This is a genomic window from Paenibacillus sp. O199, assembly GCF_001636635.1.
In the GTDB taxonomy this organism is placed as follows: Bacteria; Bacillota; Bacilli; order Paenibacillales; family Paenibacillaceae; genus Paenibacillus; species Paenibacillus marchantiae.
Map to the genome: position 1 here is coordinate 126,440 of NZ_LGRP01000007.1, position 17,085 is coordinate 143,524.

A 17,085-nucleotide genomic window follows, 5' to 3' on the forward strand; every position below is an offset into this window, starting at 1 on the left:
AGCAGCCTACTCTCCCAAAATAATGACTTCCGTCTCCAATTCAATATTAAATTGATCACGCACTGTTTTTTTAATTAATTTGATTAATTCTAAATAATCCTCAGCAGTGGCGTCATCTGCATTAATGATAAAACCAGCATGCTTCTTGGAAATTTCCGCTCCCCCAATGCGAGTACCTTGTAAATTACATTCTTGAATGAGTTTTCCGACATAATGTCCCTCTGGACGTTTGAATACACTTCCGCAAGAGGGAAATTCAAGCGGTTGTTTGGATTCCCGTTTAAACGTTAAATCCTGCATGATACTCGAAATGACATCCTTATTCCCTGGTTTAAGCTTAAATTCCACTTCAAGTATGATGTATTGATCCGTTCGAAAGATACTGTTTCGATAACCAAGCTGCATGTCATCTCGGACCATGTTTATCAGCTCTCCGTTTTTAGTAACCACTAGCGCTCGCTCAACGACCTCATCCATCTGACCACCGTAAGCCCCCGCATTCATATATAAGGCGCCACCTGTACTTCCGGGTATTCCACATGCAAACTCCAGACCTGTTAAGCTGTTGTGTAAAGCAGTACGTGACACATCAATAATGTTGGAACCGCTCTGCGCGACAATCTTGTCACCATAGACTTTAATCTGATCAAATTCGCTCAGAGAGAGCGTTATTCCACGCACGCCCTGATCTTTGATAATGACATTTGATCCTTTTCCAATAATCGTTAGAGGTATTTGATGTGTTTTTGCAATGTTAATCACGTTAACAATTTCTTCTTTCGTTGTAGGATGGATAAGTATGTCTGCTTTACCACCCAGCTTTATATACGTGTGGTCTTTTAATGGCTCATTCCATTTCAATTTTTCCAAAGGTATGTGATTCTCAAAAATATTCATGACATTCTCTCCCTGAGTTGAAAAGACATGATTGCACGATCGGCAAATAGAAAGCTCCTTCATTGTATGTTTAATATGAGATATTGGTTGAAAATATTCCGTCATCCTGACAATTAATCACATTTTTTGACCTCACCACGGTAATTCGCCATTCGGAAACTGGCCCCGCATCCACATGAAACTTTTGCATTAGGGTTATTCATGGTGAATCCCCCTAACATTCCACTTTCTTCGTAATCAATCTCAAGTCCTTCAATATATGGAACCGTATTGGTGTGAACCAATATACGAAATACACCTTTATCTAATAAGATATCCCCTTCTGCTTGCTGTTCATCTACGATAAGGCTATAGGATAAACCACTACATCCCCCCTCATCGACCCCGACCCGAAGGAAAGAATTCTGGGTATCCGTACTTGCCAGGATTTCAACGATTTTTTCTGCTGCTGCTTCACTGACCTGAATCATTGTTATACCTCCTTGAAGCGTATTTTTTGGCTAGCCGGTTGTTTTTCAAACGCAGCCCATTAAAATCTTAATGATTTCTTCAGGACTCGTATATGCATTAAAATAACGACAACCTGTTGATTGCAGATGGATAGGAATATCCATAAGTTCCAGCGACCCGCTATACAATATCACTCGATATTTCTCGGGAAATTGTTCTATAAGCAGCTCAATATTGTCCACATTCATATCTACGATGATCACAGAATTATCCGGAAGTTGATCCATGTTACTACCGATCACATCACGAGTAGCGTCCAGTACATGTAACGACGCCTCGGTTTGAATCAACAAACTTAAACTTTTAACAATGTGATGCGTATCGGATAGGATTAACACATGGTTCATTCAGAAAACCTCCGGATAAAATGATGGCAATCGCAGGATATTCCTTTGCGTTAATTCATGTTTGTAGTAAACCATTCCATCAAGCAAGGTATGAAAGCAGCTAGAGCGACCCCTTTGGGTGTAAGTTCATACATGATCTGTATGGGATGTGTTAGGGCTTTTCTCTTCACCAACTGATCATTCTGAAGATCTTTTAATCGTTTGGAGAGGATCGCTTCTGAGATGGAAGGCACATTTTCGTAAATTTCGCTGAATTTCTTAGGACCTTGCGAAAGAGTACATAGGATATGGATCGTCCATTTCGTTCCGATAATACGATAGGCTGTGAAAAGTTTCTCGGTATCCGAAGTCAACATCGCATGAACACACCTTCCTTGGCTTACCCCCGTTTATTTGTTTTTCAAGCCTAACGATTGCAGTCCCGTTCTTATTTGGTCTGTTACTGGTGCAATTCGAGTACTGGCAATCAAGCTCAAGACAATCAATATCAGATGAAAGCCCATCGTTACGATTAATCCTGATTGCAATGACATCCCGCCAGCTTGACACACCACCAGGATAGAACCACCGATCCCGATGACTACGCCCGGTGTAAATGAATCTGCAAATTGCAGATTTGCCGAGGTTTTGCCAACGCCTTCCTCTCCTGTTTGGGAAAACGCAACAACACCACTAATCGGATGTGCCAATCCAATTCCTATTCCAGCTATGATTTGGCCTATAACCGCTGCGGTAACGGTCACAACAGGAACCCAAAATACGATGGTAATTCCGATGGCAAGCAGGAGTACACCAATAATAATTCGTGTATGACGTCCACGACCCTGATCTGCCGAGTCCCAACGCCCTTGCATATAAGCAATGACACACCAGCTCAGTGCAGCGCTTGCTACAATTAAACCAGCCTGAGAAGGTGTAATGCCTTTCACCTCAATTAAAGCTAATACCAAGAAATTTTGTGTACTGGTATAAGCAGCGAAGAACAATCCACGCGTAGCGAGTATAGCGGGCATACCTCTTCGCAAAGCAAGGGTTCCCTCCGGCAGGAGTTTGCGCAGTGGGTATACCATCAGAACTCCCCCAATAAAGACGATAACAAATCCAATAATTGACGGAAGCTTTCCAAGTCCCACTAATAAAGTTCCCGTACCTATCGTTAATAGCAGCGCCATCCAAGTAGCGGCAGATCCTTGCTCCCCTTGTGAAGGCTGTGATTTTAATTTCGTAAAGGCAGGTAAGCTAAGGAGCGCTGAAATTAACAGGATCGGTAGAATCCCCCAGAACACAAAGCGCCATGACCACTGATCTGCAATAAGCCCTGCAACGTATGGACCAAGCATGGACGGAAGAACGTAGGCTGTACCGAATGCGCCCAGTATTTTGGCACGTAATTCATCAGGATAACTTAAGGAAATCGCCGTGTACACGCAAGTCATCATAGCTCCGGCCCCCAAACCCTGCATGGCGCGTGACGCGATCATGGTATACATATCTCCTGCAGTTGCGGCTGCGACCAGCCCGACAATAAACAATAGAAGTGCGAGCGTAAATGGTACTGCGGGTCCCCTTCTATCAATAATCCGACCAACAACCAAGGTGCCTATAATCTGTGCAAGCAGATATGTACTGAATATCCAGCCAAACAGGTTAAGACCGTTCAGGTCTCCAGCAATGGAAGGAGCAATTGTCGTTACCGACAAACCTTCAAATCCAACAGCCATCACTGACAATATAATTCCTATGGATAATGCAAAATAACGCGGACTGAAAATACTTTGTGAATGGGACGACATGGTATGTGACCTCCAAGAGAATTTTATGTATACATCGTATCCGGATACTTAGTAAACATTTTACTTTACAAAGTTTAAACTACAGTTCGCCTTTGACTTTGTCAATGTATTTGTTTAAAATGTATGAAATAATGAAGATTCAGTTGCTTAAAAAGGAGGTTCACCATGAGCCGGGATCAAACGAAAAAGGATGCCTCAACCAGTACCCGAAAAGCAATCATTAACCTGCTTAAACAGCAAGGTGGAATGGATGTTGTGGCACTCTCCTCCCAATTTGCGTTATCTGGAATGGCTATCAGGCAGCATTTAAATGCACTGAAAGAAGAAGGATTGGTTACTTTCGAAGAAGAAGCTCGTCCCATGGGTCGACCAACCAAGCTATGGAGATTAACCCCCGCTGCTGATCGTTTTTTCCCTAGTGGATATTCGGAGTTATCCGTCAGTCTGATCAATTCCATGAAAGAAGCTTTCGGAAATGAAGGGCTGGACAAGCTCCTCAATGTTCGGAATAAGAACATGCAAGAGCAATATCTACAGTACATTGGCGATACATCCGGCGTGAAGGAAAGGCTGGAGAAACTGGCTGAAATCCGAACAAATGAAGGCTATATGGCCGAGGTCAAGGATCAAGGCGATGGTAGCCTGTTGTTTATAGAGAAGCATTGTCCAATCTGTGAAGCTGCGGCGGTATGTACCGGGTTATGTAAGAATGAATTGCATTTATTCAAAACGGTTCTGGGGGATCAAGTTCATATTGAACGTGGAGAGTATATTTTGGCTGGAGGAAGAAACTGCATATATACGGTTAGAGAATATCATTCGTAACCAAACAAACTTGCATAACTATATAAAAAGCCGCCAACAGGCGACTTTCTGAATGGTTACGTTTTGTTCCCGTTAAATCCAGAAAAGGATTGTATGAGAAATTAATTAATGGAATGAATAAAACGATGAAGATGTTCAGCTAATAACTTTGGCTGTTCCATCGCAGCGAAATGCCCCCCTTTATCCGCTTCCTCCCAGTACGTAACATGATACACACGCTCTACCCAGCTTTGTGGAGGCATCGGCAACTCCTTGGGAAATACGGAAACCCCTGTTGGAACAGTAATGCGCTGGCCTTCCGTGAAATGCAGTGGCATTTTGCCACCTTCAGTATAGATTCGCATGGAAGATGCAATTGTATTGGTAAACCAGTATATCGAGATATTCGTGAGGATATGATCAAGTGAACAGGAACTCTCAATATCTCCTTTACAGTCACTCCACCCCCGAAATTTTTCTACCATCCAGCTGGCAAGACCTGCCGGGGAATCACTCAGTGCAAAAGCCAAAGTTTCCGGCTTGGTTCTATGAAGGGCGCTATAAGCGCCTTCTCGTTCCGACCATTCCGCTATGGAGTCAAGGTATGTGCGCTCTTCTTTGCTCATCGAAGGTGTATTCTGAGTAAGTGGTGGCCTGTAGCTTCCAGGAATATAATTAAGATGAAGTCCTCTCACCCGCTCGGGGTAGATGAAGGCTAACCACGTTGAGACTCCTGCTCCAATATCCCCTCCCTGTACAAAATACCTTTCATAACCCAGACGATCCATCAGTTTCGCCCAAAGTGTAGCTACATATTTGGAACCTACCCCAGGCTGAGTGGGTTTACTCGAAAATGCGAATCCCGGCAAAGAAGGAATAATCACATCAAATGCGTCTTCAGCCTGTCCACCATATAATGATGGGGTTGTTAGATAAGGAATCAGTTCTAACATTTCTACGAATGATCCTGGCCAACCATGAGTCAGTAGCAGCGGCCGTGATGAAACGCCTTCACCTCGAACATGAACAAAATGTATATCGAAACCATCCACGTTCTCAATATATTGCGGGAAACGATTCAGTCTTGCTTCTTGCTCGCGCCAGTTATACTCCGAACTCCAGTAATCCACTAATCGCTTCAAAAAGGAATGATCTGTCCCCAAAGCCCATGGTTCTTCAGAGAATCGAGAGGGCCATCGAACCTGTTTCAATCTGTTAGATAAATCGTGTAATTGTTGCTCTGGAATAGCGATCTTGAACGGTTTCATTTCAATTATCCTCCTACGTTTTGAGTTAAATAAAAATACGTATCGCTGAGTATGTCAACAACAGACACATCAGCAATCGAATTGACCTGTCATGGACAGTTAGAAAGGTTTTGAACATGGAGCCAAACCCCGACCATACAAGTAACGACAACCATCCCAGAAGGATCGATAAACTCAAATAAATAACAAGACTCCCGCCAGAAGGTGAAGAAGGCAAAATGAAAGCACTCATCACCGTTAGAAAAAACAATATACTTTTGACATTGATAAGTTGGAGCATAACACCGGATAAAAATGACGATTGCACATCCCTCGAATCCTTTGCCGAGCTTTTATTCCCAATCATAAGCCACACCAGATAAAGCATATATGCTGCACCAGCCCATTTAAAATACGGCCCTACAACTGGCAACCAGTGATATAGGCTTGTTGTAAATACGCCGCTTATGATCCCCAATAAGCCAAACCCCGCTAAAATACCACCATTAAATCTCCATGATCCAATAAAGCCAAATTTCCGTGCCTCATTCATCATCAAGATGTTGCTTGGTCCAGGTGTTATGGAGGTCACGATAACATACGTTAGAAATGCTACAATATTCAAGCTGTACCCCCCAATGAAATCATTTACGATCTGAAGGACTTTATTGTATGATGAATTAAACCCTTAATAAAATCGAAATTATTAAAAGCATTATCATTTTTATCGATACATGTCTCAAGCTAAGGAGAACTTGGATGGAAATTAGACATCTTGTCACATTTCAGACGATTGTCGAGGTTGGAAGCTATACCGGTGCCGCATCCCAATTGGGCTACACACAATCTACGATCACGGCTCATATACAGTCCCTAGAAGAAGAGATTGGCGGGGAGCTTTTCACATACGAAAAAAGACAATTGAAGCTTACACATCTGGGGAGGGAATTAATACCGCTGGCAGAAGATTTGCTGGCAACTCATGATCAAATTAAAAGTATAAGAAGCGAACAGGAAGTTAAAGGTAAATTAAGGGTAGCTGCACCAGAGTCTTTAACAATTTCCAGATTAAGTCCGATCATCAAGGAGTATTCATCGAAATATCCTCAAGTTCAATTCATCCTTACCAACGGTACATGTGAGCAAAACCAGGTTGATTTGATAAGTGGGCGTGTAGATGTAGCTTTGATGGTGTACCCGGAGCTGCATCCGGAAAAATGCATTCATTACCAGCTAATCGAGGAAAAAATAGTACTGGTTTCCAGCAATGACGGCCCGGAACATTTTGATGCGTATAAACTGGAGAACAACCCCACCTTTTTTATCACCAACGAAGAAGGATGCAGTTATCGAACCATGTTTGAAAAACATCTTGTAAAACATGATATTCCTCCGTTTCAAACGATGGAGTTATGGAGTATTGAGGCCATCAAACAAACCGTTATGAGTGGACTCGGCTTTTCTTTTTTACCTTACATGACAGTTAAAGAAGACGTGGAACGAGGAAAACTTAAGATTGTGAGTCATTCCGAACAGTTTGACCCCCTTTACTCCCATATGCTGATTAAAAAGAAAAAATGGCTATCTCCAGCCATTAAAGCTTTCAGTGAGCTTGTTATAAAATCAATCAGTGTATCAGAAAACGAATCGGATTTGATCCATTAAGCTTATAGATATATAGAAACAAAAAAAGAACCTTGGGCTTCCCTCAAGGTTCTTTACGTTCACTTGTATAGTGAAAAACAAGTTTAGAAGATGGTTGGCACCATTCCCCCATCCATACGGATTGGAGAACCTTTGAATGCCGATGCATACGGACTGCATACAAATGTGGCCAATCTGCCAATCTCAACAGGCTTGATAAATCGTTGGATTTCGGATTGAGGCAGGTTTTTGCGCATAAAATCCTTCTCTTTTTCTAAAAAAGTCATCGATTCATCAGGGTAGATGCTCTCAATGATTTCTTGCACATTTTCAGAGAGGGTTGGTCCTGGCATGATTGTATTGACGGTAACTTCTGTTCCTACCGTTAATTTCGATAAACTTTTGGACAACGATAATAACATGGATTTGGTCATGCAATACTGAGGCATTTGTCCTGAAGGCATAATGGCTTCTTCACTCGCAATAAAGATCATGCGGCCATAATCATTTTGCAACATTTTTGGCATATAAAATTTGGACAATGCATTTGCAGCGAGCACATTCGTACGGAAGTATTTCTCCCAAACCTCATCGCTGATATCCTCATATTGCATCATTTCATAAATCCCCATATTGTTCACTAGGATATCAATTTGGGGGTATTTTTCAAATAAGGCTTCTCTTTGACCAATGTCCACCAGATCAGCTGTAGCTTTTTGAGGTGAGGTAGCAGGAAAATCAGACTTCATTTCATGAACCATGCGCTCAACCTCTGCATCATTTCGTCCATTGATGAGCACATTAACCCCTTCTTTGGCAAGTTCAATGGCAATGGCTTTCCCTATCCCCTTCGTCGATCCTGTAACCAAAGCTGTTTTACCGTATAAACCCATATCCATATTACACTACTCCTTTTATTTTCTTGTAGCGGCAAGCTGATTCGTTATCATGTTAAAAACAGTCTTGTGCTCCGGATAGGATTTATATTACCTTGTCTACGTTGTCCAGTAACTAGCGTGTTGCGCCAAAGTTCTTGCATAACACGCCAAATGATACAAAGCATTTAGTTAATGAAGAGTTGATGATTCTGGCGGTCCTTCGGATAGCGAATTCGTTCCTAAATATACCGTACGCCAATTCGTTGGCGTATCCCCTTCCCATGAACGAAAGGCACGGTAGAACGAATTCTGGTCTTCATATCCAATCAAGAAAGCTACTTCTTTAATATCCAGTGTAGGGTCTGCCAAGTAGGCTCGTGCCTGCTCATGTCTGGCTTGCGTCAATAGATGCTTGAAACTTGTATTCTCTTCTGTAAGCCGGCGCTGCAAGGTCCGATCGCTCATACCCAATTCCTTGGCAACGACTTGAATGTCGGGGCGACCTCCTGTGAGACTGCGTTTCATAATCCATTTGACCATGTCTGTAATAGAACGACTGCCCTGCTGTTCATCCAGCGATCGGTCCAGGGCGGGAGTAAGGATCTCCAGTAACTCTTCGTTGTATGAAAGAAACGGACGGTCCAAATCTTTACGAAGTAAGGTAAGCCGGTTACAAGTTGCACCAATTCGAATTGGGCAGCCAAAATAAGTCTCAAGGGTTCGAACATCGCCCATGGTGCGCGAAAATTCGACAAGCCGCGCAGTCAAAGGTTGACCTGTTCCCCGGCGCCCAAGTTCGAGGAGAAATGCCAGTGTGACTCCAACCAGCAATGACGGACCTGGTTGTTCGTTAGACCATTTCAGTTCAATTGAACAATCATCGCCCTCCTCAGTAATACGCAAGCTTTCAGGGGGACAAAGTTGTTTGTAGCGAGCCATTCGGTGTAATGCATCACGGTAGTCACGCGCATGGTAGGTTGCTAAGACACTCGGCGGGTATTTCCCCGTTTCAAAGACGGTCGCAAGCTTGATGATTCCTTCGGCAGTGTCACCGACGAGATCAGAATATGCCTGCCAGATCGCGAAATATTGAGCAGTCGTGACGGCTGGTTCAGTTATAATCGTGAGCGGCAGTTGTGCTTTGCGAGCTACATCGTGGGCCGCAATCCCTAATTGATGCAAGCTTGTCCAAAACCCTGCCGGGAATTTAATACGCTCAGAGGTGTGGGACTTCATAAATACCCTCCTTCTTGGAGTCATTGTTGCTTAATGATTCATCCACTGTACAGGGACTCTGATTCTTTTGCAATAACTCTAATATTTCCCGGTCTCTAGAATAAAACAAGAAACCAATGCGGGAACGTTCCGCATTGGTTTCTTGGAAATTAGGTTTAGCGTTATTTCGATTGTTCAAGAAGCCCAACAATAAGTGTAACTGCTTCAGCACGGGTAGCTGTCTGCATCGGAGCAAATCGATTGCCACCTACACCGCCCACCAGACCTGCTTCCACAGCAGAAGCTACATAGGATACTGCCCATGCTGGGACATCTTTTGCATCTTTGAAATCCAGTTTCGCATTGGAATCCGTTTGGATTCCGCCAGCGCGTGCAATCATAGTTACCATCTCCGCCCGGCTCAGCGTCTTGCTAGGGCCGAACGAGCCATTCTCGTAACCATTGACAATGCCAGCGGATGCAGCTGCTGTAATATAAGGCTTCGCCCATGAAGGAATCTTGTTATCATCCGTATAGTGAATACTCTCGCTTACGGTATTCAGATTCAAGGCACGGCCCAGCATCGTAATGAACTCGGCACGTGTGACTTTCTGATTTGGACGGAAGGTCTGATCGCCATAGCCATTGACGAATCCAGCCGCCAGGGCTTTATCAATTGCAGATTTTGCCCAGTGTCCGGCTGTATCTTTCAACGCTGGCGCAGTCCCTCCGTTTCCGTTATTGCCTGATCCAGTATCCGGTTTGTTGCCGGAATCAGTTCCGCTACCACTACCGCTGTTCGAACCGTTACCGGTAGTTGTATCGCCACCGCTTCCTGAGGAGCCATTACCGCTGCCAGATCCATTACCTGAACCTGAACCCGAGCCGGGATTCGATGTTCCCGGATTGGAAGTTCCTGGTCCTGGATTCGATGGTTCTGTCTTCTTCACGATACCGAACCGATCAACAATGAACGGGGCTGCTCCATTTTGATTTTGGTCAATTTCATACGTTATAGCTGTCAATTTGCTGCCGTCAATCGTAATGCCCACAAAATTTTGTACCTGACTGCGCATTGGACGACGGTTGTCATTCGGATCAGGGCCATATTTGGCTGCATGATTCTCCTCTGCCAGTTCAAAAAGATTGTAATAAGCATCACCGAGACTTGTGCTCGGATTTTTGTAATACACTTTTGGACCCGCTGTTGCCGGAATCAGATAGATCGTGCCATCCGGATTCACAGAGTACTCGATTTTCTGTCCGTTTTGCATCTCCGTGATAATCTCTGGCTGACGCGCTTTCCCCTTCTGATCAATCGGTTTTGTGCGCGCATAGATGTGATCATGTCCCTGGAGTACAAAATCAATGCCAAGCTCCGCCATGATCGGTGCAATCTTGGTACGCACACCGTTTGCTCCCATGATGTCGGAATCCGTTGCGTGATTTGACGTCGTGTACGGTCCCTTGTGAATATTGACGATTATCCACTGGGATCCATTCTTCTTGGCAGCCTGAACATCTTTCTTCAGCCACTCGACTTGCTCTAAAGAGAAGTTGTCATACTCATCCGAATCCTCATTGGAGTTCAACACAACAAAATGCGCATTGCTGTAATCATAAGAATAGTAAGCTCCCGTCTCCGTAGCAGAATTTACCGGTGACTGGATGTTGAAATGATCGATAAACGCATAATTTTCGTCCTCGTGGTTCCCTGCGGATGGAACGATGGTTGTATTTAAGAGGCTTTCCTGCGAATGCCCGAGCAGCCAGTTCCACTGTTCCTCTTTCACACCATTATCAACGATATCCCCGTTATGAACAACAAATTGTGCATCCGGTACTGTAGCCAATGCTTTGGCCAATGTCTCAGAGGACAGAATTGCCTCATCCTCTTCCTTCGCTTGTGTATCCGCCAGATCAATGAAAGTGAATTTGCCTTTCTCCGGTGCTGTACGGAAGGTACCAGTCTCGCTCCATACTTGCTGGGAAGCATCCCCTACACGGAAATAATAGGTTGTATTAGCTTTCAGATCTGTCACTTCTGCTTTGTGCATCAGTTCTGTAGGAGCATTCGCAGGTTGTGCAGAGCGCCCTTGAACCGATTTGGCTTGCGTGAAATCAGGTGTTGCAGCTGTTTTCTCCACAACCTGAAGGTCGCTATTCGTTACTTGATCGGAAGTGTACCATGTGAACCCCTTGCTCTTGGTAGGATCTCCATGGAACGTTACCGTTACCTTGTTTACCTGTTCTGGAACAGGAACTGTATCCGATTCCTTGATAATCCCGAAAGTATCCACGACAAATGGTTCTGCATTCTTATTTTGGTCAATCTCATACGTTATGGCGGACAGCTTGTCTCCGTCAATAGTCAATGAAACGAAGTTCTGAACCTGCCCTCTGGCTGCGCTCGTGGTGTCGCCATATTGCCGAGCGTGGTTTTCCTCCGCACGCTCGAACAAATTAAAATATGCATCTCCTAATTCAGTTTTCTGGTTTTTGAAATATACTTTAGCCCCGGCGGTAGCAGGAATCATATAAATGGTTCCATCCGGTTTGACCGCGTATTCGATACTCTGTCCATTGAAGGTCTCCGTTATTTTGGACACATCTTCAGCAGTACCATCGCTCTTGATTGGTTTCGTCCGTGCATAGATATGGTCATGTCCCTGAAGGACTAGATCAATCCCCAGTTCGTTCATGAGTGGAGCGATTTTTTTTCGTTCACCGTTCGCACCAATAATGTCGCTATCCGTGGCGTGATTCGATGTCGTGTATGGACCTTTATGGATGTTCACGATAATCCACTTGGCCCCTGCGGCTTTTGCTTCCGCTACATCCTGCTTCATCCATGCGACTTGCTCATTCGAGAAGTTGGCGTAATCCGATGAATCCTCGTTGGAGTTCAATACGATAAAATGAGCTTTGCTATAATTATACGAATAATATGCGCCTGTTACCGTTGTAGCACCGTCTGGCTGCTTCACATTAAAATGCTCGTAGAACGCATAATTTTTATTCTCATGATTGCCAGCAGACGGTGCAATGGTCGTGTTCATAAGACTGGCTTGCGAATGACCAAGCAACCAATTCCATTCTTGCTCTGAAGTGCCATTCTCCACAACGTCTCCGTTATGGACGACAAATTCAGCATTCGGAACAGTCGCGAGTGCTTTGGACAGAGTAGATCCGGACAGGATCGCCTCATCCTCTTCCTTCGCTTGTGTATCCGTCAGGTCAATAAAGGTAAATGCTCCGTCAACCGGAGCCGTTTTAAACGTTCCAACCTCACTCCATATACCCAGATCCTGATCACCAACACGGAAAGAATAAGAAGTGTCAGGGGAAAGGCCTGTCGCTTCCGCCTTATGCACCATTTCTCCCGGGGAGTTGGAAGCGACGGTTGCACGCCCATTGAAAATTTGGGCCTGACTGAAGTCGGCAACGCCTCCTCCTTGTTTCGGCACCACTTGAACAGTGCTCTGTGCAGATGCAAGAGGAGTATACCAAGTGAAGCCTTTGCTACTTGTTGCATCTCCATAGAAGGTAACCGTTATTTTGCTGATATCCAGCGATGGCGCATTAGCCAAGGCTTTAAGCTCCATGTCAAAATACAGGTCCGAGCTGCTGTCGCTCTGTTGATGCACTTCGACCGCAATTTCGTTTGAGCCTTCATGCAAATTGGCTTTCATTGGCTCAGTTAGGTCGATATTCTCATACATTACCGGCAAGTCCTTATTTGAGGTTGCTTGGGTGGAGTACACAATCTCTCCATCCGGCATGCCAAAACGAATGACTTCCACACCATTCACATAGATCACTGCACCGTCATCAATACCGAATGTGCCGAGAATTTGCCCGTAACCGTCAATCTGATCCTTGTTAACGTTAATGTTTGTCCGGAAATAGGTTGTGCGGGGTTTATTTTTTTTGTCCAGACCGTAGCTGACTTCCGTTTTGAGTGATCCAAAATAGGAAGTGCTTACGCCATTACCGTTGTCTTTGTAACCAAGTGGAGCCTGTCCCGTTTTCCAAGATGAATCATCGTATGAAGCACGCCAATCCGATTGCAGATCCTGACCCTGATCGAAATAATGCCAAGTGGCATTACGCTCTAACAGCATCTCAGGCTCAGACAATGATGCGGCTTGGGCTGAATTAACTCCCCCAAATCCCGCAAGCCATCCGAATACCAAAGCAATCGATAACAGGATGGATAACACTTTTTTGTAGAGGTGACTGATCATAATTCTCTCCTTTGTATGTATGATTGGTTGGCTTATGTAAATCCAAACAGGCCTAGCATAACAAGAGAAGATCAGCATTCAGTTAGCGGGAAGTAAAACTTATGTAAACTCTTACATTTATTTGACTTATAATATGGACAATGTTTTTAGTTAACATAATAATTAATATGGTTTTCCTCCTATTTGGATCAAAATATACAGACTATTTTTAAAGGTTTGATGAATTGGCTTTTAGGAAGTAGACTAATGAGGATAGACTATACAAAAGTTAACATGTTCTGGGAAAGGGGAATCATAATGTCATCTAGTGTCATCGACATGCTGCAGCTTGAATATCAACGTTTTTCAGCGAAAGAAAAGGAAATCGCTGATTATGTGATGCGTAATAAATCATCCATTAATAATATTAATATTAGGGATTTGGCTGCTTACACCAATGCTTCCATGTCAACCATAACTCGATTTTGTAAAAAAGTAGGTTGTTCTACCTTTGTAGATTTTAAAATTCGACTTAACCGTGAAGTGGATCAACCCCGCAATCAAACAGATTTCTTTATCAGAACACAGCAGATCCACAATGATATCATCAACGCTACCGCAGAAATGCTGGATACCGACAGAATCAAACAAGTGGTCCAGTACATAAAAAAAGCTCGCAGAATCTATGTTTATGGTTTGGGAAGTTCAGGTTTATCTGCTCTGGAGTTCAAATACAGACTAATGCGGATGGATATCGTCATTGATGCGGTGACGGATTCACACATGATGATCATGAGTGCTTCTCTTTTGGGCGAAGATGATCTGGTCATTGGTTTATCCAATTCAGGACGAACCTTAGAAGTCAGTGACGCATTAAACGCAGCCAAAAAAAGAGGAAGCAAAGTTGTTGGAATTACTAATTTTGATCATACACCCCTGTCTGAAGTCTCGGATTTGTGCATTTTCACACCTGATATCGGGCGAACCGGAGATGTGAGCTTCATCAACAGCCAATTAGCCATTATTTACATCCTGGATGTGATTTCTCTTCTATTACTTGAGGATGAACATTTACTCCATGCGCGGCAGCAAACGTTAAAAGCTCTTTATTCTGCTGAATAAATAAACAGCCAACCTATTTCGTTGGCTGTTTTGTTGATTTCTTCTTTTTTTATTGGACAGAAGGAGAAGGCTTTTTCAATTTAGCAATTTCAGAGACAAAACGTTCCGTAATTTGTTGAGGACGCGTAATGGCTCCACCAACAACAACACAATAGACTCCAGCTTCCAGACACGTTGCTGCCATCTCCGGTGTCATGATATTCCCTTCCGCAACAACAGGCGTTTGTACGCTAGTTAGAATTTCTTTCAAGGCTGCAAATTGATTATCATACAGCTTAAGCCCTGCTGTCTCTTCTGTGTATCCGACCAATGTAGAGGAAATCAGATCAAAACCAAGTCGTTCTGCATTGATGGCTTCCTCTTTGGTTGAAATATCCCCCATTAATAGAAGTTGAGGATGTTTGGTGCGAATTTCATGTACGAATTCATCCAGTGATTTACCGTCCGGCCGTGCACGCAAAGTGGCATCAACCGCAACAATCTCTGCGTGGACCTCGGCAAGTTCATCTACTTCCAAGATCGTTGGTGTAATAAATACGGGATTGGTTCCGTAGTTTCTTTTCACTATACCTATGACGGGCAGATCAACCTGTTCTTTGATCTCTTTCACATCTACAGCAGTATTCGCACGAATACCGATCGCTCCTCCCTCTTTTGCTGCGACTGCCATGCGTCCCATAATCAGCGAACTATGAAGTGGCTCGTGCTCCAAAGCCTGACATGATACAACGAGACCACCTTGTAAACCTAATTTATCTAATTTATCTAAATTCATTGCAATTACTCCGTTTCCATAATTTCTTCGATTTCATTTTTGATCACGGTAACCTGAGGGCCATAAATAACCTGCACTCCGTTACCAACAAGTACTACCCCTTTGGCTCCAGTAGCTGTAAGCGCATCCTTTTGAACCTTCTCGATATCCTTCACAGATACGCGAAGCCGTGTTGCACAGCAATCCAATTCGTTAATATTGTCTGCACCGCCAAGTCCATTCAGGATAGCGATGGAGCGTTCTTCACCTTTCGTTGATGCGGGTGTATTAGACTGCTGACTTTGCGTTTTGGCGTCTGCCTCTGATGTTACTTCTTCCTCACGTCCCGAAGTTTTTAAATTGAGCTTCACAATCAAGATTCGGAAGGTGAAGTAATAAAGGAAGAACCAGACCACTCCGATGATGGGAACGATAATCCAGTTCGTTTTGGCATTACCCTGAAGTACCCCGAATAAGATAAAGTCGATTAATCCACCTGAAAAAGTCTGACCGATTGTAATCTCAAAAATATGTGAAAGCATAAATGCCAATCCATCAAATACGGCGTGAATGACATACAGGATTGGAGCAACAAACAGGAATGAGAATTCCAGAGGCTCCGTAATTCCTGTCAAGAACGAAGTGAGTGCCGCAGACAACATCAATCCGCCAACTACTTTTTTACGTTCAGGCTTGGCCGTATGATAAATAGCGAGGGCCGCACCGAGCAAACCAAACATCATCGTGATAAAACGTCCTGACATAAATCGGGATGTACCCGAGAAGAACTTCTCGGTTGCAGGGTCTCCCAGTTGAGCAAAGAAAATATTCTGTGTTCCTTCGTAAACTTTTCCCGCAACCTCCATTGTTCCGCCGACTCCCGTCTGCCAGAAAGGCAGATAAAAGATGTGGTGCAACCCCAGTGGACCCAGCATCCGTAAAATAAATCCATATAACAGTGTTCCGATATACCCAGTTCTATCGACCAAACCTCCAAGCTGCGTTATGCCGAGCTGGATGGTTGGCCAGATCAAGAACAAAGCAATACCAATAAAGATGGCCGCAAAAGATGAAACGATAGGAATGAAACGTGAACCTCCAAAGAATCCTAAGAATTGAGGAAGTTCTATTTTGTTATACCGATTATGAAGCCATGCGGTAACCAATCCGACGACGATCCCTCCGAGTACACCGGTTTGCAAGGTTTGGATTCCAAGTACCATACCTTGACCGGCACTAGCCAAATGATCCGCGGCAAGTTTATCCGAATTGACCAGCATGGCATTGATCGATGCATTCATGACCAGATAGGCAAGTCCAGCTGCCAATCCTGCTGTACCTTTGTCCGCTCTGGCGAGTCCAACAGCCACACCAATGGCAAAGATTAATGCCAGATTATCAAACACAATACTTCCTGCACTGCTCATCACCGTAAACACTTGCTGCAACCATGTGATCTGCAAAAATGGATACGAGTTAACCGTATTGGCGTTGGACAAGGCCCCTCCGATCCCCAGTAATAGACCCGCCGCTGGTAAAACAGCAATAGGAAGCATAAACGATTTACCAAACTTCTGAGCCTTCTCAAAATATTGCTTCACAGTGATATCCACCTCTCTAAAACTATTTTCATTTACATGATAATTAT

15 protein-coding genes are annotated in these 17,085 nt (G+C 43.9%); 3 read left to right on the forward strand and 12 right to left on the reverse strand.

Annotation, left to right across the window (positions count from 1 at the left end):
• Window positions 1-6 precede the first annotated feature (6 nt).
• The 5 genes from murB to A6049_RS13010 form a co-directional block, all read right to left on the reverse strand.
• On the reverse strand, window positions 7-897 hold the full coding sequence (gene murB / locus A6049_RS12990) for a UDP-N-acetylmuramate dehydrogenase (protein ID WP_063565053.1): 891 nt from the start codon (window positions 895-897) through the stop codon (window positions 7-9).
• A gap of 113 nt (window positions 898-1,010) precedes the next feature.
• Entirely contained in the window at window positions 1,011-1,367 is a 357-nt protein-coding gene (locus A6049_RS12995; RefSeq protein WP_063565054.1) for a HesB/IscA family protein, read from the reverse strand.
• A 45-nt stretch (window positions 1,368-1,412) separates the two neighbouring features.
• Window positions 1,413-1,754, reverse strand: coding sequence for a hypothetical protein (locus A6049_RS13000; protein ID WP_063565055.1), 342 nt, complete (start codon window positions 1,752-1,754; stop codon window positions 1,413-1,415).
• Window positions 1,755-1,804: 50 nt separating this feature from the next.
• Window positions 1,805-2,110 carry a winged helix-turn-helix transcriptional regulator gene (locus A6049_RS13005; protein ID WP_063565056.1) on the reverse strand — a complete coding sequence of 102 codons (306 nt, stop codon included), beginning with the start codon at window positions 2,108-2,110 and terminating at the stop codon, window positions 1,805-1,807.
• Window positions 2,111-2,143: 33 nt separating this feature from the next.
• Entirely contained in the window at window positions 2,144-3,547 is a 1,404-nt protein-coding gene (locus A6049_RS13010; protein ID WP_063565057.1) for an MFS transporter, read from the reverse strand.
• A gap of 165 nt (window positions 3,548-3,712) precedes the next feature.
• Between A6049_RS13010 and A6049_RS13015 the strand changes: the two genes are divergently transcribed.
• Window positions 3,713-4,372: a helix-turn-helix transcriptional regulator gene (locus A6049_RS13015; RefSeq protein WP_063565058.1), complete on the forward strand. Its 660-nt coding sequence runs from the start codon at window positions 3,713-3,715 to the stop codon at window positions 4,370-4,372.
• A gap of 101 nt (window positions 4,373-4,473) precedes the next feature.
• On the opposite strand, the gene A6049_RS13020 is transcribed toward A6049_RS13015, so the two are convergent.
• On the reverse strand, window positions 4,474-5,619 hold the full coding sequence (locus A6049_RS13020) for an epoxide hydrolase family protein (protein ID WP_063565059.1): 1,146 nt from the start codon (window positions 5,617-5,619) through the stop codon (window positions 4,474-4,476).
• Window positions 5,620-5,644: 25 nt separating this feature from the next.
• A complete protein-coding gene (locus A6049_RS13025; RefSeq protein ID WP_063565060.1) occupies window positions 5,645-6,223 on the reverse strand; it encodes a LysE family translocator in 579 nt (192 codons plus the stop codon).
• A gap of 134 nt (window positions 6,224-6,357) precedes the next feature.
• Here A6049_RS13025 and A6049_RS13030 point away from each other — a divergent pair, with 134 nt between their 5' ends.
• Window positions 6,358-7,263 (forward strand): LysR family transcriptional regulator, encoded by a 906-nt coding sequence (locus tag A6049_RS13030; RefSeq protein WP_063565061.1) that lies wholly within the window; start codon window positions 6,358-6,360, stop codon window positions 7,261-7,263.
• Between the two features lie 83 nt (window positions 7,264-7,346).
• Here the strand turns inward: A6049_RS13030 and A6049_RS13035 are convergent, their stop codons facing one another.
• From A6049_RS13035 to A6049_RS13045, 3 genes are all read right to left on the reverse strand, one after another.
• Entirely contained in the window at window positions 7,347-8,141 is a 795-nt protein-coding gene (locus A6049_RS13035; RefSeq protein ID WP_063565062.1) for an SDR family NAD(P)-dependent oxidoreductase, read from the reverse strand.
• A gap of 168 nt (window positions 8,142-8,309) precedes the next feature.
• Window positions 8,310-9,356, reverse strand: a complete 1,047-nt coding sequence (locus A6049_RS13040) for an AraC family transcriptional regulator (protein ID WP_063565063.1) — start codon at window positions 9,354-9,356, stop codon at window positions 8,310-8,312.
• 161 nt (window positions 9,357-9,517) lie between these two features.
• Window positions 9,518-13,582 (reverse strand): S-layer homology domain-containing protein, encoded by a 4,065-nt coding sequence (locus A6049_RS13045; RefSeq protein WP_063565064.1) that lies wholly within the window; start codon window positions 13,580-13,582, stop codon window positions 9,518-9,520.
• Window positions 13,583-13,879: 297 nt separating this feature from the next.
• Between A6049_RS13045 and A6049_RS13050 the strand changes: the two genes are divergently transcribed.
• Window positions 13,880-14,683, forward strand: a complete 804-nt coding sequence (locus A6049_RS13050) for a MurR/RpiR family transcriptional regulator (protein WP_205412012.1) — start codon at window positions 13,880-13,882, stop codon at window positions 14,681-14,683.
• A 49-nt stretch (window positions 14,684-14,732) separates the two neighbouring features.
• Here the strand turns inward: A6049_RS13050 and A6049_RS13055 are convergent, their stop codons facing one another.
• Both A6049_RS13055 and ptsG read right to left on the reverse strand, forming a co-directional pair.
• Entirely contained in the window at window positions 14,733-15,458 is a 726-nt protein-coding gene (locus tag A6049_RS13055) for an N-acetylmannosamine-6-phosphate 2-epimerase (protein ID WP_063565065.1), read from the reverse strand.
• A gap of 5 nt (window positions 15,459-15,463) precedes the next feature.
• On the reverse strand, window positions 15,464-17,038 hold the full coding sequence (gene ptsG / locus A6049_RS13060) for a glucose-specific PTS transporter subunit IIBC (RefSeq protein WP_095206079.1): 1,575 nt from the start codon (window positions 17,036-17,038) through the stop codon (window positions 15,464-15,466).
• Between the last annotated feature and the right edge of the window lie 47 nt (window positions 17,039-17,085).

What these genes read in the sequence shown, in the direction of transcription:
- A6049_RS13000 (WP_063565055.1), bottom strand. Translation starts at nt 1,754, where the DNA reads ATGAACCATGTGTTAATCCTATCCGATACGCATCACATTGTTAAAAGT.
- murB (WP_063565053.1), bottom strand. Translation starts at nt 897, where the DNA reads ATGAATATTTTTGAGAATCACATACCTTTGGAAAAATTGAAATGGAAT.
- A6049_RS13040 (WP_063565063.1), bottom strand. Translation starts at nt 9,356, where the DNA reads ATGAAGTCCCACACCTCTGAGCGTATTAAATTCCCGGCAGGGTTTTGG.
- A6049_RS13020 (WP_063565059.1), bottom strand. Translation starts at nt 5,619, where the DNA reads ATGAAACCGTTCAAGATCGCTATTCCAGAGCAACAATTACACGATTTA.
- A6049_RS13050 (WP_205412012.1), top strand. Translation starts at nt 13,880, where the DNA reads ATGTCATCTAGTGTCATCGACATGCTGCAGCTTGAATATCAACGTTTT.
- A6049_RS12995 (WP_063565054.1), bottom strand. Translation starts at nt 1,367, where the DNA reads ATGATTCAGGTCAGTGAAGCAGCAGCAGAAAAAATCGTTGAAATCCTG.
- A6049_RS13015 (WP_063565058.1), top strand. Translation starts at nt 3,713, where the DNA reads ATGAGCCGGGATCAAACGAAAAAGGATGCCTCAACCAGTACCCGAAAA.
- A6049_RS13055 (WP_063565065.1), bottom strand. Translation starts at nt 15,458, where the DNA reads ATGAATTTAGATAAATTAGATAAATTAGGTTTACAAGGTGGTCTCGTT.
- A6049_RS13035 (WP_063565062.1), bottom strand. Translation starts at nt 8,141, where the DNA reads ATGGATATGGGTTTATACGGTAAAACAGCTTTGGTTACAGGATCGACG.
- A6049_RS13010 (WP_063565057.1), bottom strand. Translation starts at nt 3,547, where the DNA reads ATGTCGTCCCATTCACAAAGTATTTTCAGTCCGCGTTATTTTGCATTA.
- A6049_RS13005 (WP_063565056.1), bottom strand. Translation starts at nt 2,110, where the DNA reads ATGTTGACTTCGGATACCGAGAAACTTTTCACAGCCTATCGTATTATC.
- A6049_RS13045 (WP_063565064.1), bottom strand. Translation starts at nt 13,582, where the DNA reads ATGATCAGTCACCTCTACAAAAAAGTGTTATCCATCCTGTTATCGATT.
- A6049_RS13030 (WP_063565061.1), top strand. Translation starts at nt 6,358, where the DNA reads ATGGAAATTAGACATCTTGTCACATTTCAGACGATTGTCGAGGTTGGA.